Annotated in this window: 29 protein-coding genes and 1 pseudogene; 16 read left to right on the top strand and 14 right to left on the bottom strand. The window is 39.8% G+C overall.

The genetic code is table 11. The features are described 5' to 3' along the window. Positions 1-162 precede the first annotated feature (162 nt). Positions 163-531 carry a DUF2188 domain-containing protein gene (locus ACQKEV_RS14435; protein ID WP_427447396.1) on the top strand — a complete coding sequence of 123 codons (369 nt, stop codon included), beginning with the start codon at positions 163-165 and terminating at the stop codon, positions 529-531. Between the two features lie 59 nt (positions 532-590). On the opposite strand, the gene ACQKEV_RS14440 is transcribed toward ACQKEV_RS14435, so the two are convergent. Next, the gene (locus ACQKEV_RS14440) at positions 591-1988 is read right to left on the bottom strand and encodes an amino acid permease (protein ID WP_427447395.1); all 1398 of its coding nucleotides are present in this window, start codon (positions 1986-1988) and stop codon (positions 591-593) included. A 287-nt stretch (positions 1989-2275) separates the two neighbouring features. Here ACQKEV_RS14440 and ACQKEV_RS14445 point away from each other — a divergent pair, with 287 nt between their 5' ends. Beyond that, positions 2276-3040: a MerR family transcriptional regulator gene (locus ACQKEV_RS14445; protein ID WP_427447393.1), complete on the top strand. Its 765-nt coding sequence runs from the start codon at positions 2276-2278 to the stop codon at positions 3038-3040. Between the two features lie 57 nt (positions 3041-3097). Here the strand turns inward: ACQKEV_RS14445 and asnB are convergent, their stop codons facing one another. Beyond that, positions 3098-4945 (bottom strand): asparagine synthase (glutamine-hydrolyzing), encoded by a 1848-nt coding sequence (gene asnB, locus ACQKEV_RS14450; protein WP_427447391.1) that lies wholly within the window; start codon positions 4943-4945, stop codon positions 3098-3100. Between the two features lie 145 nt (positions 4946-5090). Here asnB and ACQKEV_RS14455 point away from each other — a divergent pair, with 145 nt between their 5' ends. Further along, positions 5091-5573 (top strand): DinB family protein, encoded by a 483-nt coding sequence (locus ACQKEV_RS14455; RefSeq protein ID WP_427447390.1) that lies wholly within the window; start codon positions 5091-5093, stop codon positions 5571-5573. Positions 5574-5611: 38 nt separating this feature from the next. Here the strand turns inward: ACQKEV_RS14455 and ACQKEV_RS14460 are convergent, their stop codons facing one another. Continuing rightward, positions 5612-6118, bottom strand: coding sequence for a hypothetical protein (locus tag ACQKEV_RS14460; protein ID WP_427447388.1), 507 nt, complete (start codon positions 6116-6118; stop codon positions 5612-5614). A 75-nt stretch (positions 6119-6193) separates the two neighbouring features. On the opposite strand from ACQKEV_RS14460, the gene ACQKEV_RS14465 reads away from it, so the two are divergent. Both ACQKEV_RS14465 and ACQKEV_RS14470 read left to right on the top strand, forming a co-directional pair. Continuing rightward, a complete protein-coding gene (locus ACQKEV_RS14465) occupies positions 6194-6598 on the top strand; it encodes a GNAT family N-acetyltransferase (protein WP_427447386.1) in 405 nt (134 codons plus the stop codon). Between the two features lie 25 nt (positions 6599-6623). Then, complete coding sequence (locus tag ACQKEV_RS14470; RefSeq protein WP_427447384.1) at positions 6624-6869, top strand: hypothetical protein; 246 nt, start codon at positions 6624-6626, stop codon at positions 6867-6869. Positions 6870-6904: 35 nt separating this feature from the next. On the opposite strand, the gene ACQKEV_RS14475 is transcribed toward ACQKEV_RS14470, so the two are convergent. The 3 genes from ACQKEV_RS14475 to ACQKEV_RS14485 form a co-directional block, all read right to left on the bottom strand. Then, on the bottom strand, positions 6905-7102 hold the full coding sequence (locus ACQKEV_RS14475; protein ID WP_427447382.1) for a hypothetical protein: 198 nt from the start codon (positions 7100-7102) through the stop codon (positions 6905-6907). An 18-nt stretch (positions 7103-7120) separates the two neighbouring features. After that, entirely contained in the window at positions 7121-8449 is a 1329-nt protein-coding gene (locus tag ACQKEV_RS14480) for an NAD(P)-binding domain-containing protein (protein WP_427447380.1), read from the bottom strand. 70 nt (positions 8450-8519) lie between these two features. After that, positions 8520-8966 (bottom strand): MarR family winged helix-turn-helix transcriptional regulator, encoded by a 447-nt coding sequence (locus ACQKEV_RS14485; RefSeq protein WP_424473038.1) that lies wholly within the window; start codon positions 8964-8966, stop codon positions 8520-8522. Positions 8967-9060: 94 nt separating this feature from the next. Here ACQKEV_RS14485 and ACQKEV_RS14490 point away from each other — a divergent pair, with 94 nt between their 5' ends. Continuing rightward, positions 9061-9558, top strand: a complete 498-nt coding sequence (locus tag ACQKEV_RS14490) for an N-acetyltransferase family protein (protein ID WP_427447378.1) — start codon at positions 9061-9063, stop codon at positions 9556-9558. 84 nt (positions 9559-9642) lie between these two features. Here the strand turns inward: ACQKEV_RS14490 and ACQKEV_RS14495 are convergent, their stop codons facing one another. Continuing rightward, a complete protein-coding gene (locus tag ACQKEV_RS14495; protein ID WP_427447376.1) occupies positions 9643-10014 on the bottom strand; it encodes a VOC family protein in 372 nt (123 codons plus the stop codon). After that, a complete protein-coding gene (locus ACQKEV_RS14500; protein WP_427447375.1) occupies positions 10001-11182 on the bottom strand; it encodes a YbfB/YjiJ family MFS transporter in 1182 nt (393 codons plus the stop codon). The genes ACQKEV_RS14495 and ACQKEV_RS14500 overlap by 14 nt, the downstream gene beginning before the upstream one ends. 126 nt (positions 11183-11308) lie before the next feature. On the opposite strand from ACQKEV_RS14500, the gene ACQKEV_RS14505 reads away from it, so the two are divergent. From ACQKEV_RS14505 to ACQKEV_RS14520, 4 genes are all read left to right on the top strand, one after another. Continuing rightward, a complete protein-coding gene (locus tag ACQKEV_RS14505; RefSeq protein ID WP_427447374.1) occupies positions 11309-11827 on the top strand; it encodes a TraR/DksA C4-type zinc finger protein in 519 nt (172 codons plus the stop codon). Between the two features lie 179 nt (positions 11828-12006). After that, complete coding sequence (locus tag ACQKEV_RS14510; protein ID WP_427447372.1) at positions 12007-12516, top strand: GNAT family N-acetyltransferase; 510 nt, start codon at positions 12007-12009, stop codon at positions 12514-12516. Between the two features lie 300 nt (positions 12517-12816). Continuing rightward, on the top strand, positions 12817-13884 hold the full coding sequence (locus tag ACQKEV_RS14515; RefSeq protein WP_427447370.1) for an ATP-binding protein: 1068 nt from the start codon (positions 12817-12819) through the stop codon (positions 13882-13884). Between the two features lie 11 nt (positions 13885-13895). Further along, positions 13896-14201: a putative quinol monooxygenase gene (locus ACQKEV_RS14520; RefSeq protein ID WP_427447369.1), complete on the top strand. Its 306-nt coding sequence runs from the start codon at positions 13896-13898 to the stop codon at positions 14199-14201. Positions 14202-14313: 112 nt separating this feature from the next. On the opposite strand, the gene ACQKEV_RS14525 is transcribed toward ACQKEV_RS14520, so the two are convergent. Beyond that, positions 14314-15105 carry an SDR family oxidoreductase gene (locus tag ACQKEV_RS14525; protein ID WP_427447367.1) on the bottom strand — a complete coding sequence of 264 codons (792 nt, stop codon included), beginning with the start codon at positions 15103-15105 and terminating at the stop codon, positions 14314-14316. Between the two features lie 14 nt (positions 15106-15119). Then, positions 15120-15566, bottom strand: a complete 447-nt coding sequence (locus tag ACQKEV_RS14530; protein WP_427447365.1) for an OsmC family protein — start codon at positions 15564-15566, stop codon at positions 15120-15122. A gap of 224 nt (positions 15567-15790) precedes the next feature. On the opposite strand from ACQKEV_RS14530, the gene ACQKEV_RS14535 reads away from it, so the two are divergent. Together ACQKEV_RS14535 and ACQKEV_RS14540 are read left to right on the top strand one after the other, a co-directional pair. Continuing rightward, positions 15791-16648, top strand: a complete 858-nt coding sequence (locus ACQKEV_RS14535) for an STAS domain-containing protein (RefSeq protein WP_427447364.1) — start codon at positions 15791-15793, stop codon at positions 16646-16648. A gap of 280 nt (positions 16649-16928) precedes the next feature. Then, the gene (locus tag ACQKEV_RS14540) at positions 16929-17702 is read left to right on the top strand and encodes a LysM peptidoglycan-binding domain-containing protein (RefSeq protein ID WP_427447363.1); all 774 of its coding nucleotides are present in this window, start codon (positions 16929-16931) and stop codon (positions 17700-17702) included. A gap of 266 nt (positions 17703-17968) precedes the next feature. On the opposite strand, the gene ACQKEV_RS14545 is transcribed toward ACQKEV_RS14540, so the two are convergent. From ACQKEV_RS14545 to ACQKEV_RS14560, 4 genes are all read right to left on the bottom strand, one after another. Further along, on the bottom strand, positions 17969-18607 hold the full coding sequence (locus tag ACQKEV_RS14545; protein WP_427447362.1) for a YIP1 family protein: 639 nt from the start codon (positions 18605-18607) through the stop codon (positions 17969-17971). Between the two features lie 151 nt (positions 18608-18758). Beyond that, positions 18759-19424 (bottom strand): (2Fe-2S)-binding protein, encoded by a 666-nt coding sequence (locus tag ACQKEV_RS14550; protein ID WP_427447361.1) that lies wholly within the window; start codon positions 19422-19424, stop codon positions 18759-18761. Then, positions 19424-20461, bottom strand: coding sequence for a FecCD family ABC transporter permease (locus tag ACQKEV_RS14555; protein WP_427447360.1), 1038 nt, complete (start codon positions 20459-20461; stop codon positions 19424-19426). The genes ACQKEV_RS14550 and ACQKEV_RS14555 overlap by 1 nt, the downstream gene beginning before the upstream one ends. A 3-nt stretch (positions 20462-20464) precedes the next feature. Continuing rightward, positions 20465-21463 carry a FecCD family ABC transporter permease gene (locus ACQKEV_RS14560; RefSeq protein WP_427447359.1) on the bottom strand — a complete coding sequence of 333 codons (999 nt, stop codon included), beginning with the start codon at positions 21461-21463 and terminating at the stop codon, positions 20465-20467. A 117-nt stretch (positions 21464-21580) separates the two neighbouring features. On the opposite strand from ACQKEV_RS14560, the gene ACQKEV_RS14565 reads away from it, so the two are divergent. The 4 genes and pseudogenes from ACQKEV_RS14565 (at position 21581) to ACQKEV_RS14580 (ending at position 24656) form a co-directional block, all read left to right on the top strand. Then, positions 21581-22528: an ABC transporter substrate-binding protein gene (locus ACQKEV_RS14565; protein ID WP_427447358.1), complete on the top strand. Its 948-nt coding sequence runs from the start codon at positions 21581-21583 to the stop codon at positions 22526-22528. A gap of 243 nt (positions 22529-22771) precedes the next feature. After that, positions 22772-23932, top strand: coding sequence for a PstS family phosphate ABC transporter substrate-binding protein (locus ACQKEV_RS14570; RefSeq protein ID WP_427447357.1), 1161 nt, complete (start codon positions 22772-22774; stop codon positions 23930-23932). A gap of 119 nt (positions 23933-24051) precedes the next feature. After that, the gene (locus ACQKEV_RS14575) at positions 24052-24264 is read left to right on the top strand and encodes a YwbE family protein (RefSeq protein WP_427447356.1); all 213 of its coding nucleotides are present in this window, start codon (positions 24052-24054) and stop codon (positions 24262-24264) included. Next, positions 24261-24656 (top strand): annotated as a pseudogene (locus ACQKEV_RS14580) (nucleoside 2-deoxyribosyltransferase). Before ACQKEV_RS14575 ends, ACQKEV_RS14580 begins: the two are co-directional and overlap by 4 nt. Positions 24657-24659: the final 3 nt, after the last annotated feature.

Raw genomic sequence — 24659 nt, forward strand, 5'->3', positions numbered from 1 at the left:
TGAGGTTCCAGGTAGACAGAATTGTTATCCAGGTAGACAGTTTGGGATTCCAGGTAGACAGAATCGCATTCCAGGTTGCACAAAATCGGCACCCAACTTTCCTCAGGAGTGTTTTGAAGGGACGTTCTATGGGAACCTTACATGTAAAAAGGAGTTTTGCGCATGCCTTGGAACAATAATGATTACCCGGATTCTTTTAAGAACTTGGACACACCCGTTCGCAAGAAAGCCATTGAAATTGCCAATGCCCTTCTTCGGGATGGAATGGAAGAGGGCAGAGCCATTGCCATCGCCACTGAAAAAGCCCGAGAATATGTCGGTGGGGATGAGAAACAAGAAGTATATAAAGTATTGAAGCATTCGGAGGGGTGGCAACTTCAGAAAGACTCGGGGAGTAAAGCAATTTTCGTAGCTGAAACTAAACAAGAGTTGCTGGATAAGGCAAAACCATATGTGAACGACCACAATGGGGTACTGAAAATATATCATGAAGATAATTCATTGCAGGATACGATGTATGACTATGATTGAAGGTTAAACCATAATAAAACGCCCACTTCATCAATAAAATGAAGTGGGCGTTTTGTGTATTAAATATTGTTCGCTTTTTTAACACGATTGTAGAACAGAATTCCACTGGCCAATAATAGGACACCAAATGTAAATGTCTTAAGATCGGCTGTACCAGCATAAATAACCCAAACGGAGTAAAGGGTAGCAAGAACACCGATAATCGCATCCGTAATTCTACTTCTTCCATTCGTATACGTTTCACCAGTAAAGACAAGCTTTAACTGGAAAGCGGAAGAGATGAAGTATGGAACTAAGTAGGACAGTGTAGCAACGATAATGATGAAATCAAAAGCGGCTGCTATCGTATTTGATACCGTAGAGAATATGAACACCTGTGCAAGTAAATTAGTGATTACCAAAGAAAAGACTGGTATCCCTTTCTTATTCACTTTAGCGAATGAAGGAAGGAACAACCCTTGTTTAGCTGCCTGGTAAGGAATTTCAGCACTAAGCATGACCCATCCAATCGTGGAGCCGAATAAACTAATCAAACCGATTGCGGCAAGAATTTTTCCACCGACTGGTCCCAACACTGTTGAAATGGCATCAATTAGTGGCTTATCAGATGCGATGAGCGCATCATGGCTTAACATTCCTAACACGAGCGTGCTAATGCCGACATAAATGGTAAGAGCAATAAGAAGTCCGATCGTTGTTGCACGCTTAACATCGATTGGTTTTTTTGCACGCGATGCGAAAACAATCGCAGATTCAACGCCAACGAATGCCCAAAGAGTAGCTACTGCTGCACCATTCACTTGTCCCAAAAGACCAATAGAGTTTCCAAGTTCATCATATCTTGGCGCAACAAAAGGAAGGATATTCGCCTTTTGAAACGCGAATAAACCAATCACAATAAATAAAATGAATCCAATTACTTTTGTAGCTGTGGCAATAAAATTAATCTTTCCGGCATTTTCAAGGCCGTTCAGGATGATATAATGCACTCCCCATAACAAGAGCGTACAAACCGTAAAGGTCAGGGCATTCCCGACTTTTAAAGTGAAACCACCGATTGTAAACAGTTCAGCCTGATTGACTAAAACAGGGAAGAACGTTGTTAAGTAACCGGCAAACGTTGTGATAATGGCCACATTACCGGCCACATTACCAATCCAATATCCCCAAGAAGACATAAATCCAGATAACGTGGAAGCATTACTGCCAGGTTTAAATAATTCTTTGGCGTAAATCTGAGGGCCTCCATTTAAATCAGGTTTTCTCAGCGCTAGATTACCAAATACTAAAGCAATCATCAGCACGCCAAATCCTGTAACTAACCATGCGGATAATACGCCGGCTGGGCTTGCTACTTCACTCAACGTGCGGGGCAGCATGAAAATGCCGGATCCCACCATATTTCCAACTACTAATGCAGTTAAAATCCATAAGCCTAATTTTTTGTCCGTATTCATAAGCGTATGCTCCTTTCAATTCATTCTATATCTACCCGGAAAATATGATTTCTAAAATAGGATTACATCAAGTTATTAATGTTTTTCACGACCACTTCCTCATCATGAGCTGATGAGGGCTATATTTATTCACTTGTACTAATATAGATACGTTCATATGATAAGTCAATTGGAATGTTTTACTATAGTAGTGCGCGAAAGTGATTTTTCTCTAAATTTTATTGATTGTTCCGATTGACATTGACGTAACGTGAAGGTGTACGATGAAATCAAGAGGAGGTGACGAGGTGGAATACACAGTTCAAAAATTAGGGAAATTATCTGGCATCAGTTCACGCACTTTGCGCTATTATGACGAGATGGATCTTCTCAAGCCGGCGAGAATCAATTCATCAGGATATCGAATATATGGCCAAGCGGAAGTCAATAAGTTACAGCAAATCTTGTTTTATAAAGAACTGGGTTTAAGTCTCGAACACATCAAACAAATCGTGAACAACCCTTCATTCGATGGTGTGAAAGCCTTGAATCAACACCGTTCACAACTCCTCGATAAACGACAACAACTGGATTTACTAATTGCCAACGTGGAAAAAACGATATCTTCAGCAGAGGGGGGATGTACAATGACGAACGATGAGAAATTCGAAGGCTTCAAACAAAAGATGGTAGATGATAATGAACAACAATATGGCAAAGAAATTCGTGCGAAATATGGAGATGACACGGTCAACCAATCAAATAGCAAAGTAAAAAACATGACCCAAGCACAGTACGATGAAGTCACAAAGCTTGCCAATGAAATTGTCACAACTTTAGCGGAAGCTTTCAAGACGGGGGATCCTGCCAGTGACCTTGCCCAAAAAGCGGCGGATCTTCATAAACAATGGCTTATGTATTATTGGCCAACGTATAGCAAGGAAGCTCACGCAGGACTCGGGCAGATGTATGTGGATGATGAACGATTTACTGCCTATTATGATAATGAACAACCTGGAACGGCAGCATTTCTTAGAGATGCCATTCAAATTTACACCGGTATGAAGCCATAACAAAAGAGCAGATGGAGTCACTTCGACTTCAATCTGCTCTTTCAGGTATTGAATACGTCAATCAATTAGTTGGATCTTGTTATCTTTAAACCACACGTGCATTTGAGCGAGGTGGGCAAGAAGTTGTGGTCCAGACATCAATTGACCGAACCAAGGGACTTTAAAGGCAGTCCCTTTCGAATCAATTAATTCATTTAACCGTTCCCCCTCAAAAAGCTCATGGAGAATCGAATTTTTATCATTTAATAGGTCTTTTAACCAAACTTGGACACGGTCCGTGTAATACGGATTATGCGTTTTTGGATATGGACTTTTTTTACGGTAAAGAACTTCGTTCGGTAACATGCCTTCTAACGCTTTGCGCAAGATCCCTTTTTCTCTATTTCCCGCCATTTTTATTTCCCAAGGAATATTCCAGGCATATTCAACAAGCCGGTGATCGGCAAATGGAACGCGTACTTCCAAACTAGCTCCCATACTCATCCGGTCTTTACGATCAAGAAGTGTTGTCATGAACCATACCATGTTAAGATAAAACATTTCTCTCCGTTTTGCTTCGATACTGGATTCGCCATCGAGTCGGGGAGTTTCAGCAACGCTCTGTTCATAAGCATGACGGGCATAATCTTCAAGTTTTAGCTTCTGGCGCCAATCATCTTTCAATAAGGATACCCGCTCATTTGTGGATCGCATCCAAGGAAACCCAGTGCCGTTTAAATCATTGGCATTGTGAAACCATGGGTACCCACCAAAGATTTCGTCCGCACATTCTCCAGACAGGCCTACTGTGAAATCTTGTTTGATTTCTCTGCAAAACCACAATAGTGAAGAGTCGACATCGGCCATACCCGGTAAATCACGAACATGGACAGCTTCAGTCAGATGATCGATTAGTTGATCTTGCGTAATGATGGACGAGTGATGAACGGTTCCGAATGTATTGACGACTTTATCTATCCATGGGCCATCCGCATTCGGCTGAAATTCATTGGCTTTAAAGAATTTGGCATTGTCTTCGTAGTCAATGGAGTAAGTATGCAAAGGTCCTTTTCCTTCTTGTTTATAACGATTGGCTGCAATGGCTGTTATGGCACTGGAATCCACCCCGCCTGATAAAAAGGAGCATAGTGGTACGTCTGATACTAGTTGACGTTCGACGGCATCCGTTACAAGGAAACGAACTTTTTCTGCTGTTTCATCAACAGAATCTGTGTGATGTTCACTTTTGACGTTCCAGTAGCGCCAAATACGAAGACCTTGACGTGAAACGGTTAACGCGTGAGCGGGTCGCAATTCCTTCACTCCGTGGAAGACTCCTGAACCAGGATTTCGGGATGGTCCTACAGCCAGCACTTCTGCTAATCCTTCACGGGACAGTTGTGTTTTCATATCCGGGTGGGCAAGAAGAGCTTTAATTTCGGATGCAAAAAGTAAGCTTCCACCATGTTCGGAATAAAACAGCGGTTTTACACCTAAACGATCGCGTGCGATAAACACTTTTTGTTCCTTCTCATCCCAAATAGCAAAGGCAAATATTCCATTAAAATAGTCCACACACTGCTCTTTCCATTCAATGTAGGAAGTCAGCAATACTTCGGTATCAGAGTGCCCCGAGAAGGAGTAACCTTTTCTCAACAGTTCCTTTCGAATATCTTCCGTGTTATATAATTCACCGTTATAGCAAAGTGTATAGCGGTTATCATGATGTGCTTTCGTCATTGGTTGTTTTCCCCCGATTGGATCAACAACCGTCAATCGTCGATGACCAAAAACCGCATGTGTTTCCAACCAGACATTTTCGTCATCAGGTCCCCGTTTGGCCAATGTTTTTGTCATGTTTTCCACTATCGATGCCTGCGTTCGTAGGTCGCGTCCAAAATGCACCCATCCTGTAATACCACACATTAACTCTCATCCCTTCTACATCACTAACTCTTCTATTTCCATCTTTCTAGCCTATGCAAAAAACGCAATAATGCTCATACGAGGAGATTCTTGACTGCCTGTCGAATTGATTGAAATGAGAACGAAACACGTAAGGAGCATGTTTATGCAAACATTGTTTCAATACAATTGGATGATTAGAGAAGAATGGTATAAATGGTGTGAGGAAGTCCCTTTGGATGAATTACTGAAAGTTCGCACGGGTGGCGTTGGTGGAATTTTGCATACCCTATTCCATATTATTGATGTGGAGTGGAGTTGGATTCGACTTATGCAAGGAAAGCCCGATTTCCAAGAAAATTTTGACGAGTATCAAAGTCTAGAGCGGGTGAAGGAGTTGGATGTCCTTTTTAAGAAAGAAGTGGGGGAGTTTGTCCTTTCATGGAATCATCAAATGGAAAATAATGAAGTGCGAGAATTCAGCCAGGATGGAACAGAGGAAATTTTTACGCGCGGAGAAATCATGCGTCATGTTATTGCACATGAAATTCACCATATCGGGCAGTTATCCGTTTGGTCTAGGGAAATAGGGAAAAAACCTGTATCTGCAAATTTGATTGGTAAAGGACTCACAAATTTAGAACCTTGATTAGTTTCCATACTGCTAAGGGGTAGCGTATGGGATATTCAAGGTTCGATGAGGAAATATTCACCTGTTCTTGGCTCAACGGTGTAGTAATGCAATTTGTCATTTTGGATGGCAGATACCAAATAAAGTTGTTTGTTGCCGACAGTATCAATTATTTTTCTATTCCTCCAGCCAAAATGATCCGAGGTGAATTTCTCAACATTGTCTTTGTTAAGTAGCTCTACTTTTTCTTTTTGTTCAATTAAAAATTCAGCTTCATGAAAGGTGTATTGAGGTTGTATGATGAAGTAGTAAATCGGTAAACCAATCAAGATTCCATATAAAATAAAAAGCACGCCATTTTTGCGTTTTTGTTTATGTGGCTCTATTGGGAAAATATATAAGAATAGCGTTTGTAAAATGACGGTGATGAGAAGTGCAATGTGGATCATGTAGTCTTCCATGTAAGCATAATCCCTTGCCTTGAATGTATAATAAATCCCTTCTGAAATTGCCAGAAAAAACGCGACGATGGTCAACTTCTCGTTCTTTAACATCTGTTGCATCAACCCTTCATAGACCGTATAGTTAAATCATACAACAATATAAAAAATAAACAAATATAAGTTTGGGGTGATAAAATGAAAACTTTAATAAATATCCGTCCCTATCAATCGAATGACTATCCTTCCATTAAACAATTGAATCAACTGGAGGGGTGGAGTAACCTCGTAGAAAAAGAGGAAGATACGAAAAAAGCGTGGGAGCATTCAAATATAGCTTATGTAGCAACAATAGCAGAGGAAATAGTTGCTTATGTAAGAGGGATTACCGACCAGGCAATCACGCTTTACATTTGTGAACTAATCGTCAGTGAACAGTTACGGGGCCAGGGAGTTGGCCAACAGTTGCTTAAGTTCGTACATAATCAATACCCAACAACCCGAATGGAAATGTTGGCAAGCACCACTTCACATACTTACTATGAGCAACATGGTTTCAGACCTTTTTGCGGGTTCCGGAAAACATTACCTGAATGGAAGTAACTAACTACGAAGGAAGTTTTGAAAGATGAACAATATTGATAAACGGAATCGTCTAGATGAAGAAGTTTTTAGTTATCGAGTAAGTAAAAATAATTCAGTATTTATCAACTTCAAGGGGAAAGAAATCAAAATTGTAAAAGGTAAGGAAGCAGAGAGGTTGCTTTCAAAGATTCAAGAGTCTGAAACAGATAAAGAAATCCAGTTGGCCCTTGCGAAGATTACAGGAAATTTTAAACGTGGCAATGAAAAAGACAGTAAAAAGAAGGCATAGATACCCGAATTTTAGGGTACCTATGCCAAAATTCATCACTTATTAATATCACTCGCTGCTTTAATAAAAGACTTATAGGTTACTGGTCCAAAGTGGTCTGGATTTCCTTTGAAGAATTTCTCCAGCATAAATTGTTGAGCACAGATAATTGAGCACTGCTTCGCTTGCATAATTAAATTCATATATGCAATAAAATAACCCACTGATAAATTTCCGCCCTTGTTTACGACCACATTAACCCCTCCAAGTTGTTAACAACACGAACTTTTTCCACCGATATTGGTACTGCAAACACCCGTTTCAGGTAAATCAAGTTCCACGCGTTTTGCTGCTTCCTGATCTCCTGTTAAGTGGGCAACAATGGAACGGACCTGTTCATAGCCAGTAGCCATCAAAAATGTAGGTGCACGTCCATAGCTCTTCACGCCTACAAGATAAAAGTTCTTTTCTGGTTGGCGAAGTTCGGCTTCTCCGTGAGGGCGGATAGTGCCACAACTGTGAATGTTTGGATCAATGAGTGGCGCCAAGGCAGATACGCTCTCGGTAGCAGCATCAATGTCGAGGCGAACTTCGCGTAGGAAACTGAAATCAGGACGTGATCCAGTATTTGAGATAATTTCATCGATTGTATCAATTGAATATTTCTCATTTCTCATAGTGCCATGAATCGTTAATTTGCCATTGTCTTGCACGATTTCGTTTATAAGGAAAGGGGTATGGACGCTAATTTTCCCACTGTCCACCAATTGGTGAATACGTGAACCCAATTGACCTCTTGCAGGCAGTGCATCACGGGCTTCTCCACCATACACTTCCTCTACACGATTTTTGCGCAGAATCCAGACGATTTCTGTTCCTTCTAATTCAGCCAATTCTAAGATCGTATTGATTGCGGAATGACCGCCGCCGACAACGGCAACACGCTTCTGTTCAAATTTAGACCGTTCTGTTCCTTTAATATTTGGGATGCCGTACGAGATATGAGCTGAAAGCAATTCTTCTCCTTTAGTCCATACATTATCTGCATTCACAGGATTCGGTTGAGCCCATGTACCAGATGCATCTATAACAGCTTTTGCTTCAATTCTTTCCGTATTTCCTTCTTGTTCGATATACAGGATGAATGACTGTTGGTCTCTGTTGGCATCTTTCATTTTGTCCAATCCTTGCTTACTGATTGCCACTACTTTTGCATTGAGTTTGATAAATGGTTTAATTTGAGGCAGATTAGCTAACGGAATCAAATAATCTTCCACAAGATCTTTGCCGAAAGGTAATCGCTTCATGACGGGTGCCTTCCACTCACTATCTTCCAAAAGTTTCAAAGCCACTTTATCAATATTGTATTGCCAAGGGGAGAATAAACGGACGTGCCCCCATTTTAAAATATTATGCCCAACTGTAGGGCCGACTTCGATCATCAAAAATGGTTCTTTTTTAGCTGCCAAATGTGCAGCTGCCGCCAAACCGACTGGACCTGCACCGATGATTACTGTTGGCAAAGCAGACGCCTCTTCTTTTGGTTTAGGAGAACTACAGCAATTCGTTAAGATGTTAAAACTCATTTTTTCGTTTGTCATATTGCTTCCTCTTTTCTTTTATTTGTAATTTGCAAGTATATGGTGAAAGGAAGAGCAAGAGTGCTCTCTCTTATATAATAGGTGTACAACACACGCTTGATTTTGCCATGGCATTGTTCAATACTTTAATCGATCTCAAAACTGTTTCTTGTTCAAATTCATTCATATGTGAGAAAATTTCATCTAAGTAATTATTCATTGACGTTTCAATTGCCGTAGCCATGAATTTGCCTTGAGTCGTTAAGGATAAAATGTAATATCTTTTATCATCAAGGGAAGGGGATTTTGTGACCAGTCCCATTTTTATCAAGGTTTGAATTTGTCTACTAAATGTCGTTACATCAATTGCAAGTAATTCTGCGATTTGTTGCATGGTTGGTTCATGTTGTTTATCAATTTCGTATAAAATATGACTATGCACAGCTGAAATATCAATTCCACCAATTGCGCAACAATTTTTATTCAAAAGGCCGAAGCGACGGGTTAATACTTGAAATAACTCACGTTTGTTTTCCATGATTCCACCTCTTTAATATAGTTATATGCTAATTGTTTGCAAAATGCAACTAAAAACTAAAATAAAAAATAAAACGAATAAAGAAGGTATGAAAATGTCCATAACAATTCGTCACATGCGTGCTACTGACTGGCAAGAAGTAAAAGAGATTTACGAAGAAGGCATTAAATCGAAAAATGCCACATTTGAAACTCTGGCACCGTCCTATGAAAAATGGATGGAAACATCCCATCCAGACTGTCATTTGGTCGTAGAAGAACACAATCGAGTATTGGCTTGGGCGAAAGTGCTGTACACTTCAGCGCGTCCTGTATATGCCGGAGTGGGTGAAGTCAGCATATATGTACATCCAGATGCGAAAGGAAAAGGTGTCGGAAAACGTTTATTGCAGGAACTGATCAACGTTTCTGAGAAAAATGGTTACTGGACATTAAAAGCAGTCATTTTTCCAGAAAATGAAGCCAGCATCAAACTCCATAAATCCTGCGGTTTTCGAGAAGTGGGGGTTCACGAGCGATTAGGAAAGATGGATGGTGTATGGCGTGATAATACGCTTTTGGAAAAACGCAGTACACTTGTAGGTGTAGAGTAATTCATTACAAGCCCAAATAATAATAATCTAAAAAACGTGACTCCTTAACTGCTCAGAAGTCACGTTTACCTTTACAATTTTCATTTATTTTTCCAACCACTCCAAAAATTCTAGGCGATTTCCGAACGGGTCACTTACATAAAAGCGGTTAGCTCCAGGTAATTGATCATCCGTTGTAACCGATATGCCTTTATTGCGGATATGTGATGCAAAAGCTTCTAAATCGCTTACTTCAAAGGCAGGATGCGCTTTTTTTGCAGGAACAAACGATTGTTCTACCCCTATATGAAGATGAACATGGCCATTTGAAAACCAAACGCCACCATTCTTTTTCAGGCTTTCAGGCTTTTCAACTTCTTCTAATGAAAGAACGTCGCGATAAAAAGAACGTGCAGTATCTTCACTACCTACTGGAGCAGCCAGTTGAATATGGTCAATATGTTTAATTAACATCATTATTAGTTTCCAACCTTTCATGTTTAATTAAAGGCATTAAGAAGAGTGCACCGACAAATACTACAGAAGCTGCACCAACAAGTGCTAATGAATAACTTTCTGTTTCGGTAGCTAAAACTCCTGCAATTGAAGGCCCATTCATTTGTCCGAGTGCATAAATTGTGGTCATAATTGCAATCACTCTCGCACTGCCATGGGGATTTTTGTTACGTGCAAAGGCTGTGGCAAGAGTGGTGACCCCCATAAAAGTAGCCCCAAACAAAATAGCACTGACATAAAAGCTTGTAGAGGACTCTGATAGGGCAGGCAGTGCGATGCCGACCGACTGAAAGATCAATAAAATCATTAACGACAACATATAGCCATATTTACTGCCAAAATAAGCCCAAATGACGCAAGAAGGGATTGCTGCCAAACCAACTAATACCCAAACACTTGTCGCGTTCCCACTGAAAGCAGGGGTGTGTTCAGCAATTGCTACGATAAATGTACCTGTTACGATATAGCCTAATCCTTCCAAACCATATGCAACGAGCAACCAAGGTAACCATTTGGGTGTTTTGGAAGCTGTTGGGGGTTCAGGAGCTGAAACGACAACTGGTTCAGAGTGGTCTTCTTTCACGGTTAAGAAGACGATGATGCTTAATACTGCTGCCAACCCGGCAAGTCCGATCCAGGCACCTTCATACTGGAAATTCTTAATTAATAGTGGAACGAGCAGTCCTGATACGAAAATTCCTAGACCAACTCCTCCATACATGATACCGACCAGGCTTAGTTTCCGTTGTTTAGCCAATTGATCCAATATCAAACTGGATGCAAGAACAAAGACCAGTGCACTTGTAATGCCTGACAGGAATCGCCAGACCATCCACACAGTATGACTATATGTAAGTCCCATGACTAACGTTAGTAAAATACTAATGATAATGGTGATGCGTAAATAAATGGCGCGATGACGCTTTAAAGGAACGATGCTAGCAATTACAGCACCTACTAAATAACCAGCATAGTTACTTGAAGCTAAATAGCCTGCAAACCGTGTAGAGAAGCCAGTGTCCTGTTGCATAAAAGGTAGGATGGGTGTATAGGCAAAGCGGCCGATACTCATGGCTATAAACAGAGCAAAAACGCCACCGATGACAAGTAGATAAGGATTTTTAGACAAGGCGAGTTCCCCCTTTAGTTTTCTTCTATAATCATACGCCTTTCATTCAAAATTTCAAAAGAAGGTTTGATTTTCACAATAAAGGAAATAGATAGGGAAAGCGAAAAGAACTTGGAGGAAATACTTATGACGGATCAACAATTAAAAAAATTAAAAGACCAACTGACGAAAGAACTGGAAGATGTGAAAAATCGTCTTCATGAAGACCACCATTTAGAAACAACGGAGTTATCCAATTATGATAATCATCCAGCAGATAACGCGACGGATTTAACTGATCAAAATACAGAAATGGCAATTGAACAGCATAAAGAAGAAGAAGTCGAGCAAATTGAAACAGCGTTGCAAGCAATTGAAAATGGAACGTATGGTGTTTGCGCTGTATGTGGGGAAGACATTCCATTTGAACGAATGGAAGCATTGCCGACCGCTCGTACATGCATTGAACATGCCAATCATGATTTCGGCTGGGATGGTCGCCCACCTGAAGAAGACATCCTTGGTTCTTCTACGGAACATCCTCTAAAAGATCAAGGGGGTGTCCGAGATTATGAAGACAGTTTCGATGATGTTGAGAATTTCGGTTCATCTGACTCACCGCAGGATGCAGTGAAAAAGGATCAAAAAAACTTTTATAAAAAATAACATGTAAGCGAGAATTCCTAGGAATTCTCGCTTTTTTAATTTATTTGTAAACCGATTTGACTCTATTCAAAAGTGGTTCTTTTCACATATAATGGGAGAAATAAAAATATTTAAATTATCATAAAATATCCTGTAACTATTTTGGGGATTATACGTTTAATTGATTTGGAGGAACTTTAATGAGATTGGTGAGACCATCGCTTGAGTGGAAAGAACAACATGAAGAGTACATGACGGAGTGGGGATCCGATCGAATGGTTCCAAGTAGTATGGAGTTATCGGGTTTTGATACATATGATGAGTTTTTATTCGCACTGGACTTACGTGCGAAAGGAGAAATTCCTTGGGTTCCAAGCTCCCATTATTTTTTAATAGATAGTCAGAATCAAATAGTTGGGATGGTTGATATTCGTCATGAACTAAACGAGTTTTTGCGGACAATCGGAGGACATATCGGTTACGGAATTCGTCCAAGTGAACGCAACAAAGGATACGCAACCCGTTTATTACAAGAAGCTTTAAAAAAGTGTATAGAACTGCAAATTGAACAAGTTCTTATTACATGTGATGAAGACAACATCGGTTCTGCAAAAGTCATTATGAACAACGGAGGATTTGAGGAAGATATATTTATCACTGAAGAGGGCTTAATGAAAAGAAGATTTTGGATTTCAGTTAAGGAAAACTAGTAGAATACCTATAATCCTTACTAGGTAATAAGATAGAGGATATATTGAAAAAATGTGGAATTATTAGAAATTGAGAACATACTCCTTATTATTTTAAATGCAAACGATCAAAATCATTGATATTTACATTAAAAATGGTAAATATATGTTTTCATTCATGAAATTATCAGTTACAATGGATATAATTAAGTGAAAATTCATATTAATTTGAATCTTTTTTGGAATAATTACCATTTTGTAACGGTTTTTTTAGATATCCTTCACATATTTGCCCAGTCCAATGTAGAATGGAGCCGAATCATGAATCAAGTGTTAGAGTCTATGGAATCGAAAGTAAATAGTGAAATCATGTATAGTCAGATAATTGAATACTCCGTTGAAACCATCATTATTCATGTTGATCATACCGTTCTTTACATTAACCAATCGGGCGCAAATTTTCTTCGTGGACCAAAAGAGGGATTCATTGGCAAGAACATCTTAAACTTCTTTCAGGACGATATGAAGGATATGATTCAGGGAAGAATTCAAAAAGCCATGATTGGGAACGAACCGACGAATTTAATCGAACAAACCGTTACACGGTTTGACGGGACGCTGGTTGATGTTGAGTTATATTGTCATCCGGTACAATTCGGCGAGAGAAGGGCCATTCAAACCGTTTTGCGGGATATCACTGTTCGAAAAGAAACAGAAAAAATGTTAAACGACCGACAAAAATTGGCTTCAATTGGGCAAATTGCTGCTGGAATCGCACATGAAGTGAAAAATCCACTTACATCAGTAAAAGGTTTCCTGCAATTATTGAAAGAAAATAATTCACATCCATACTTATTCACGATGGAAACCGAACTGGAAAAGGCAATCGATACATTGCAAAACTTACTTCAAGTATCCAGACCGAATCTGTATGAAGAACAGATAGTCGAAATTGACGTCTGTAAAGAGTTAAATTCAATTGTCTTCCTATTTCAGGACAAGCTTTACAACGTTGAACTTGAGATGGACATTAAGGATTGCAGAAAACATATATATGGCAAGAAAAATCTATATTTAAAAGCGTTTTTTAATTTGATAAAAAATGCAATTGAATCAATGCCATCAAAAGGAAAACTTCGAATTGAGCATTACTTTCAAGATGACCTTGTCCATGTGAAAATCAGTGATACAGGAGTAGGTATTCCAAAAGATAAACTAAATTTACTTGGCACTCCTTTCTATTCAAGTAAAAGTGATGGAACTGGATTGGGTTTAACACAAGTTTTTACTACAATTAATGACCATGGTGGCCAAATGACTGTAAATAGTGTGGTGGGTCAAGGGACAACCTTCCATTTGAAATTACCACAATATCCAGTTGGTATGTAAAGGAGTAATCGATGAGCAGATTTGGTATGTTTGGAGAGATCACAACGGTTGAAGGTAAACGTGATGAATTAGTCACTATTTTGTTGGAAGCTGCAGAGGCAATGAATACACTAGAAGAGTGTGAGCTTTATATTGTTAGTGTAAAAGAAGAAGTACCAGACGGGATTTGGATAACTGAAGTTTGGCAAAACGCAGAAGCGCATCAATCATCACTCTCACTTGATGCAATAAGAAACTTAATAGAAAAAGGCCGCCCTCTCATTAAGGGAATGAATACGATGAATACGTTTTCCCCACTAGGTGGAAAAGGCCTTTAATAGATTTCAGTCACCCGTCCGTTCTAATTTGAGAATGGATTTTTTTTTTTTTTTGAAAAAGAGGATTTTAAATGAAAAAAGCACCAATCCATGAAAGACTGGTGCGAAAAAATTATAATGCTTTTAACATACCACCATCAATCACAAGCGACTGACCAGTCAAATACGTATTTAAAGGGGAAGCCAAGAATAAAACAACCTTTGCAAATTCCTCGGGCTGTCCATAACGCCCCATGGGAATAAGACTTTCGCTATATTTGATAACCTCATCTATCGAGGTGTTCTGTCGATTTGCTGCCAGTTGATCAAGTTCAGCGACACGGTCAGTTGCAATACGTCCTGGACCAATCGTATTAATTAAAATATTATGTTTTGCATATTCACGTGCGAGACTTTTCGTCATTCCAACCATACCGGAGCGGAACGTATTGGAAAGAATCAATCCATCAATCACTTCTTTTGTTGAAGAAGAGGAAATATTGATGATGCGTCCAAAGTCATTTGATTGCATGTGAGGTAAGACAGCACGAGTCGTACGGATATAACTCATTAAGTTTTTCTCAAAGGCGGTCATCCAATCCGCATCAGTTACATCTTTGAATCCCCCAGCAGTTGGTCCCCCAGTATTGTTTACTAAAATATCCACGGCATTGAACTCTTCTGATATCCATGAGAAAAGTGCATCTAGTTCTTCATCTGAAGCCATATCACATTTCTTGTAAAAGATTTTCGGATTATTTGTCAGCTGCTTGATTTCTTTGACTGTGTTAGACAATGTCTCCTCATTTCGACTCGATAAAAGAACGGTAGCTCCTTCTTTTGCAAATTCCAAAGCTGTTGCTTTCCCCAAACCTTTACTCGATGCGGTTACGAGAACAATTTTATCTTGTAACTGTAAATCCATCTAATCCCTCTTCTCTAATCGTGATTAATTACTTCCAAGTTGGTTTCCAATTCAATGTCCACATTTCCTTTTAATGCCCGACTGATCATACAAGAGCTTTCGGCTTTCTGCGTCAGTTTGCGAGCTACATCCAAATCTTTTTCTAAACATAAAACAAGATGGGGACGATGAATTATTTTTTTATACGTGATGATTCCATTGGTAATATCAACGATGCCTTCAGACGTCATCGTCAAACTTTCTTTTTCAATATTGCTTCGTTCGAGCATAGCCGCGAGCGTAATAATGTAGCAAGTAGCGGCTGCCCCTAATAACATTTCATCAGGATTTGTTCCAATACCTGGACCATCCATTTCAGGTGGAATTGAAATTTTGGTATGTAAGTTTGCAGTATTAAGTGTGCCTACGTCATTACGAAGACCCGGCCAATTTGCAGTTAAATGAAAAGAATGGAGTGCCATGTACTTCCTCCTTAGGTTGTCTTTTTTAGTGTAATGGAAATTGATGAAAAATAGCAGGAAAATGAATTGAAGCTATTTGATGATTTACCAGTAGAGGTAAGACGGGAATAGGAAAGGAGGGTTTTCAATTTCTATCATTAATCTGTATCTTTATGCTATAGCCCTAGCTCAAACAATGTTACAATTACTATACATTTCGTTCGTATAAAGGGGTTTGTAAATTGATGGAAGAGCGTATGCTAACATTAAAAGGTAAGAGTTTCCAAAACTTTGATGATGCAGCCGACAGTATTCTAAAAATGATTAGTAAAATCGTGGATATGAATACCATATTCATCGCGAAGAACGATAAGAAAACTAATCGGATTGTCAAAGCGGTTAACAACCAAGAAGTTCTAGTAGATGAAGGGGATGAACTCCCTTTTAAAGATACCTATTGTAAATTAAGTGTAGATCATGGACGAGAAATTTTAGTCATTGAAGATATAACGAAAAACGATTTGTCTCAGCCTCTACAAGTGACGGAGAATTTGGGAAGCGGTTCATTCATCGGTATTCCAATTTATTATGAAAATGGAGATAACTACGGAACCATATGCGGTTTAGATACGAATAACATTAATTTTTCAGATCAACATATAGAAATATTTGAGACTATGGCATCCTTGCTTACATATGTCCTTGAACTTGATAAAGCTAATCAACAAATACAAACTTTGTCAGCCCCTTTAGTACCAGTAACAAAAGGCGTGGCGATATTACCGATTATCGGTGAAATTACAGCGCGCCGGGCACAAAACATCATCCATACTGCACTAGCAAAGAGTCAGGAATATGATTTGGATTATTTAATCATCGACTTATCTGCAGTGACTCATATTAACGCTACTGTAAGTGAAGCACTTTTGAAATTGGCAAATATACTAGGGATTATCGGCGTGAAACCAATACTTACAGGATTTCAGCCAAAAATGGCGCTGAATGCTATACAAGTACACGCAGATTTAAAAGATATAATCATTGAATCCACCTTAGAGCGTGCACTCGAACGGATAGGGTTTACACTGGTAAAAAGTAATTAATACGAAAACATCTTTCCAAAGGGGAAGATGTTTTTTTCTATATATAGAAGAAACCCGATATTAGAGCGTGAAAAACGAAAATGTAAATGGTCAAATGTAAGAAAAATAGATGATTATGGATAAAGTATATAATAATTGGGCATAAATGTATTTATTACAAATGTATCAAAAATTTAAATGTTGTCACACAATTGATAACTGGTAAACACAGCTTTGCAATTGATCTGCAATGAGCGGGTGGTATGCTAGTGGTCGTTAGTGAAAAGGAGGAAATTCATTTATGAAAAAGAAAATCGTTGCACTAACTGCAATTGCAGTACTATCAGTAGGGGCAGCAGGTCAAGCATCTGCATCTAGCGTCCATACGGTAAAATCAGGAGATACATTGTGGTCGATTTCCCAAGATAACAATGTTAGCGTACAAGATCTACAAGATTGGAACGACTTAGAGTCTACTCTTATATATCCATCAGAAGAACTTATAGTAGAATCCGAAGTAGAACAACATGTTGTTGTAAAAGGTGATACACTTTTCCAAATCGCTAAAAAGCACAACTTGTCAGTGGATGAATTAAAGAAATGGAATAATATTTCAGGTGATTTAATCTTCCCAGGTGACCAGTTAGTATTGCAAGGAACAAAAGTTGCTTCTGCACATACAACTGTAAAACCTGCTTCTAATACAGCAAAAGCTCCGGCTCAATCTCAATCAACAGCTAAAGCATCTGCTCCGGCACCAGCTGCCGCACAAACTTCAGCTTCAGATAAAGAGATGACAGTAACAGCAACAGCATACACGGCTTATTGCCCGGGATGTTCTGGTACTACGGCAACGGGTATTGATTTGCGTGCAAACCCAGATCAAAAAGTCATTGCAGTAGATCCATCTGTCATTCCATTGGGATCACGTGTATGGGTTGAAGGTTATGGAGAAGCGATCGCTGGCGATACTGGCGGAGCTATTAAAGGGAATATCATTGATTTATTCATGCCTAATGAGCAAGACGCTCTAAATTGGGGTCGAAAAACAGTCAAAATTAAAGTCTTAGATTAATTGTGTGAAAAGAGATGAGCCATGTGCTCATCTTTTTTTATGGAGAAGAGTAAATATGAAGAAAAAGTAGGGTTACGGACTCCTGTCAGGAACGCGACGTCTGAAATATAGCGAGTGACGTCTGAAATTTTGGTGTTCACGTCGGAAAAATAAGAGGTCACGTCTGATATAAAAGCGTTCACGTCTGAAAAGACACTAAAAGTCCCAAAACCCAAACAAAAAGCTTGAGCAAAAGATGGCTCAAGCTTTTTACCTTATTTTATCCATTATACGATCAAGAGAAAAATCGAGGAGATCATAAAAAGGATTCCTAGCGTAACGGCTGCTGGAATAACTAAAGTGCCAAATCCTTTCCAACTAGAAAATTCATGTACTTCACCAATCGCTCGACTTTGAATCACAATCATGAAAATTGAATAGGCGAGCGTAATTAAAGTGGAAAAAACTATCCAAATCAAGCCAGTAGCTGAAGCACCAGTCGTTCCATTGAGAATGCTGGGTTCATTGAAAGATATAGCGGTTTCAAGTATCCAAAAAGGAGTCATCCAAATAGCTGGGATAAAAACAACCCCCATTGCCTTTCCCATTCCCTGAAGAGTTCCTACTCCGCCTATCCACTTGCCAATGTAGGTGAAAAGTAAAGTGGATATCCCCCAGGAGAGAAGACCATAGAGTGGACCTAATAATAAGCTTCCGATTATTACTATCCAAATAGGGAAAGAATATTGTTCCATGTATTGACTGCCCGCGCTCAATACCAAGGGTATTCCGGCAATTGCGGCAAGCGTAACAGCATAGCCCAAATTTCTATTCTCCAAAACATACCTAGTTGTGTTTCTTGTTGAAAACCATATTGATACAAACGGATGTATCTTTTCCCCATTATGTACATGATCAGGTTGCAAAAACGTTCACCCTCTCTGAGTCTCATCTTTTATGTATACACAGATGAAAATATTTTATGACTTATACGAAGGCCACCTATATGTATTCGATACAAATTATGGGAATCCTTTGAGTTAATAAAAAGCTTGAGCGCGGGATGGCTCAAGCTTTTTATAGTGGGCAGGTTTTGCACGCTTTGACAGCACCTACAGTCTGATAATAAAGACAGCAAGTTTTTCGAGTGTCCTCATCATTAGATGCATACAAAGACAACGGATGCTGTTTTGAATCGAACTCGACAGTTGGTATATCAACCAATTGTTGAAAAGTAACGGAATCCTGAAGATGGGTTACAAAGATCCATTTAATATAAGTAAAAATATTTTCGAAGAGGACGACACGTGAAATCCCTTTTTCCTTTGCCAACAAATCAACCAAAGGAATGAGCGTCGCATTATATAATACCTTTACAATCCACTCCAGTGCCGTCGTCTCTGAGGAGGCAGATTCCTTTAGTGGAAACGAGTAGACAGGCAACCAACCTGCTTTTGTCGCTTCATCAGCGATTGTGATGAAGCGGCACTCTTTCGGGTTAATCGATACATGGTGTTGGATACGTACATAAATCATGAGAGCCGCCATATAACCGATTCGTTTCGCAGTCATGGAAGCGGCATGCGCCATTGAAGGACTTCCAAACTCATTCATTAGCTTTAAAAAATGATGCTCACGAACTTGGGAATCAAACAATTGACCAAGCGTTAACGTGTACAACGCGTCTTTGTCCGTGTGCCATCGGAATTTGGATGTCATATCATTCGTTAGGATGCTTGCCATTAAGCTCCACCTTTTTTCCGTTGCGTCATTAATAAGAAAATGAAATACGGTGCACCAACTGCTGCTGTCCAGACACCTGCTGGCACCTCAATTGGGGCAAAGGCTACACGGGCAATCCAGTCTGCTATAAGGACAAACAGTGCACCTACTCCCGCTGAAAATAACACCATTGATTGAAATTTAGGACCCACGATCCTTCTGGCAATATGGGGGGCAAGCAACCCGACAAATCCAATGCCACCAGCGAATGCAACAGCTACACCGGTTAATCCTGTACTAATTAACAGTAAAATAATTCGGTTTCGTTGAACCATTGATCCAACGCCAGTTGCAATATCATCGCCGAGTTCCAAGATATTCATTTGTCGACGGAGCAAGAGAGAAATCATAATCAATAACAGAGCCCATGGCATCAACACCGAAACTTGAGACCAATTGGCACCATAAATACTGCCTGTCGTCCAAATCGTGGCTTGACTGGCTTGATAAATAGGACCCATTAAAATCCAAATGGTCGTCCCAGCTTGCATGAAAGCGGCAACAGCAATCCCGATTAAAAGAAGTCTAAACGGGGCGATTCCGTTTTTCCATGAAAGTGCAAAGACGATTAAGGCGGTCAGAGTTGCACCTAAAAAAGCGAATAAAGGCAACCACTGAATACTGACGGTCAAGGCATTATTTTCATCTGAAAACATGGTTAGAAATAAAACAACAGCGAATGATGCACCTGCTGTTACACCTATTAGATCAGGTGATGCCAGTGGGTTTTTCGTAATGCCTTGCAGAATGGCACCGGATACAGCCAGTGCCATGCCGACAAAAAGAGCCATCATAATTCGAGGTAATCTAAAATCAATTAATATGATGCGGTCGAACTCTTCCCCGTAACCAAACAAAGCAGCAAGTACTTTAGACGGTGAGAGTGGAAATTCTCCAGAACCCGCAGAAATCAGCATAACGATGCCAACTGCAACAAACACAAGGACAGTCGCAATCACTGGGTGACGAGTAAAATCTATTCGATTCATAATTTTCATAGGTTAAATCCCCAGCTTTCTACGAGCGACAAAAATAAAGAACGGTACACCGATAAGAGCCGTCATAACACCAACAGGTAATTCCTGAGGCATGAGGACATAACGACCTCCGATATCTGCCAACAATAGAAGTGCAGCTCCCCCTATAGCTGAATAAGGAAGAATCCAACGATGGTCTAGCCCGACTAATGAACGGATTAAATGGGGAATAATAATACCGACAAAGCCAATAGGACCAGCGACAGCTACGGCACACCCTGCCAAAATAACAGCACATGTACCAAAGAAAAACTTAATCCAAATCGTACGTTGACCTAGCCCGACTGCTACATCGTCACCAATGCTCAATACATTCAGCTCTTTTGCACGCAAGAAAGTAGCCGTCAATGCGACGGCCATATAAGGCAATGCACTGATTAGTAAGTCGAGCGGTCGGTTAGCCACTGAACCTGCAAGCCAAAATAATACTTGATCAAGTGCAGTCTCATTTAGAACCAACAATCCTTGCGTAAAGGAAGCAAATAAGGCGGTAATGGCGGACCCAGCCAATGTCAATTTGAGCGGTGTCAGTCCTTCTCGGCCAGCACTACTTAATAAAAACACCAGCAGAAAAGCGAAACTGGCTCCTGCAAAACTCAGCCACATATAAGATTGCAGACTTTGCACGGACAGGAAAACGACGCCCACAACTACAAAGAAACTGGCACCTGCATTTACACCAAGAATACTAGGTGAAGATAGGGGGTTTCGTGTGATTGATTGCATAATGGCCCCAGAAACGCCTAAACAGGCACCAACGAATGCGGCGATTAGAGAACGGGGAAATCGCACATCCCTGATAATAAGATGCTCATTTGATCCACTCGGATTGAAAAAAGAAAGGTAGGCATCCCGCCAGGTGGTATCGGTATAACCATAAACTAGACTTGCACCCATGAGAAAAAGAATGGCAGACAATCCAATTGCAATGCCCCATCCTCGTTTACTATTTGTATGTATCATAAAAGACCCCTGAAATTTTATTTAAATTCACTAGTTGACAAATAAAATCGTAGCATATAAAGTACTCAGTGTAAATGATTTTCATTCTCAATTGAATGATAAAAAGGAGAAACGATCATGAAGAAATTTGGTCTTTTATTAATGGCTTTCATGCTGATGATTTTGGCTGCATGTGGCAAAACAGATGAAAAAACACCGACAAGTGGTGAAGATAAGGTTAAAGAAGAAAGTTATACAGTTACTCATGCAATGGGTGAAACAACAATTAAAGGCGAACCGAAACGAATCGTTGTATTGACGAACGAAGGCGTGGAAGCTTTACTTGCAATGGGCGTAACGCCTGTTGGAGCTGTGGAAGCATTCACGGGAGATACATGGTATGAGCATACAGCAGAACAATTAAAAGATACGAAGCCGGTAGGAAATGAGTCTGAACCTTCACTTGAAGCGATTGCAGCACTTAAACCGGATTTGATTATCGGTAATAAAATGCGTCAGGAAAAAGTGTACGAACAGTTAAACAAAATTGCCCCAACTGTATTTGCAGAAACTTTGCGCGGTGACTGGCAGGAAAATTTCAAACTATATTCAAAAGCAATCAATAAAGAAGAAGTGGGCCAAGAGAAATTGGACGCTTATAATAATCGCATTGAAGAAATGAAAGCATCATTAGGCGAGAAAACACAACAAAAAGTTTCTATGGTACGTTTTATGGCTGGTGATGTGCGTATTTACCATAAAGATTCATTCTCTGGTGTTATTTTAGAGCAGCTTGGATTTGCACGTCCTGCTGAGCAAGACTTACCGGACTTCGCTGAAAAAGGCGTAACAAAAGAACGTATTCCAGCAATGGACGGCGACATCATGTTCTACTTCACATATGAAACGGGCGACAAAGAGGCAACGAAATTAGAAGAAGAATGGATTAACGATCCATTGTTCCAAAATCTTGAAGTTGCTAAGGCCAACAAAGTCTTCAAAGTGAACGACACGATTTGGAACACTGCAGGTGGCTACTTGGCTGCTCAATTGATGTTGGACGATTTAGAAAAACATTTCGAATAAGTAAGCTAGACTGCCCTATGGATTTTCTGATCCGGAGGGCAGTTTTTTTATGGAGATTGCATTCTAGGCTTATGTTACAGCTGATTCCTACGTGAACTCTGATTTTTCCTACGTGAACCTCGATAATTCCTACGTGGTCCCCGTTTTTTCCTACGTCACTCATAAATTCTACAACCAAGATAATCTCTTACACTAAAATGTGTAAATACATGGTAGATTAAGAGAGGAAATAGGAGGGAAAACATGAAATTTTCACATACCGCAAATAAATTTTTGAGTTTGCTCATTAATATAGTGTTGGTCATTTTCACTGGTTTATTTGTACTCTTCACTCTTTTGAATGGAAAAGGACAATACATCCCACTTATATTAACAGGCGGCGCAACCGTATATATGCTGCTGAAGTATTTGCTTATTAGATTGTCCGACAGAGAGCATCCAGGTAAGTTCTTTTTCGTTGGATTAGTGGTCCTCTGGATTGTAGTTGGTGGAAAGCTTGCTTATGATACATATCATGCGAATATGGATCGTGTAAATGCAGAAGTGGATTTAGAGCAATATGAACCGAATACACCAGGAACTAAGGCGGTTTCGTTGGATCACAAAGCGACGTTGCAATTACCTAAAGACAACTTGTTGCGTTTGGATGGTGCCACGGCACTGTATCCTTTGTATTCTTCATTTGTTCAAGCTACCTATCCCCAAAAAGTTTATAAAGTTTTTGATCCAACGGTTAGGGCAACTAAAACAGATCAGGCATACAAAAATTTAATCAATCGCACAGCAGATATAATCTTTGTGGCAGGGCCTTCTGATGCGCAACTTAAACATGCGAAAGAGAAGAGTGTCACACTAAACATGACGCCAATCGGACGTGAGGCATTCGTATTTTTTGTCCATGCAAACAATTCGATTGAAGGTTTAACCAGTAATCAAATTCGGAGTATTTATTCGGGGGAAGTGGTGAACTGGAAAGAGGTTGGTGGGAAAAACGATAAAATTCGTGCCTTCCAGCGTCCAGCCGATAGCGGAAGCCAAACTGCAATTGAAAAATTCATGGGCGACCAGGAGTTGATGGAAGCGCCATCTCAAGATATTGCATCGGGCATGGGCGGGGTCATCAATGAAGTGGCCGAATACAAAAACTACAAAAATGCAATCGGCTATACTTTCCGCTTTTTCTCTACGGAAATGGTGAAAAATGAAAATATACGATTGCTGAAAGTGGATGGGATCTATCCTGATAAGGAATCCATTCGCTCTGAATCATATCCGATAACGGCAGAATTCTACGCAATTACTGCTGGAACGACCAACCCACATGCGCAAGCATTCATTGATTGGATTCTTTCGGTGGAAGGTCAGGAGTTGGTAGAGAAAACAGGGTATGTACCGATCAAATAATAGATGATTCTTCGTATAAAGAATGAACAAAAGGGACTTGCACTTTGACAATTCAGAATTGTCGGAGTGTATGTCTTTTTTTATGATAAAATATTAAACAAATGAAAGGGTGATGACAGATGGCAAACGGTCAAAATCGCGCAGACGTGAAACCTGGGCTTGAAGTAAATGTGATTTTGAAAAAAGATCAACGTACAGGTGTGAAAACAAAAGGGGTTGTTAAGGATTTACTTACCAATTCGGCACGTCATCCTCATGGCATTAAAGTCCGTTTAGAAGATGGTCAAGTTGGACGAGTATGCGATATTTTATCTTCAGATAAATTAGTATGAAATTTTATGTAGCATCCAGCTTTCAAAACAAGGAAATTGTAAGAGTCGTAAGTGAAAAACTCATGAAGAATGGATGGCATCACACCTATGATTGGACACAAAATAATCGTGCCTGTTCTCTCGAAGCGTTGCAGGAAATAGGAACGCTGGAAAAACAGGCGGTGGCTGATTCAGATGTCGTAATTGTGATCTTACCGGGTGGCAAAGGAAGTCATATAGAACTAGGGATGGCCATTGCATGACAGAAGAAAACTTTCCTATACTCGCCGAACTTTGAAGCGATGGATATAGAGACTACGAGTACGTTTTACCATTTACCTGAAGTGCAGATTTGCGCAGGCTCTGTCGAAGAATTAATTTCCAACATACTAAGCAACAGTATCAAATTGTAGAAA

Source organism: Paenisporosarcina sp. NPDC076907, assembly GCF_050269735.1.
Classification (GTDB): Bacteria; Bacillota; Bacilli; order Bacillales_A; family Planococcaceae; genus Paenisporosarcina.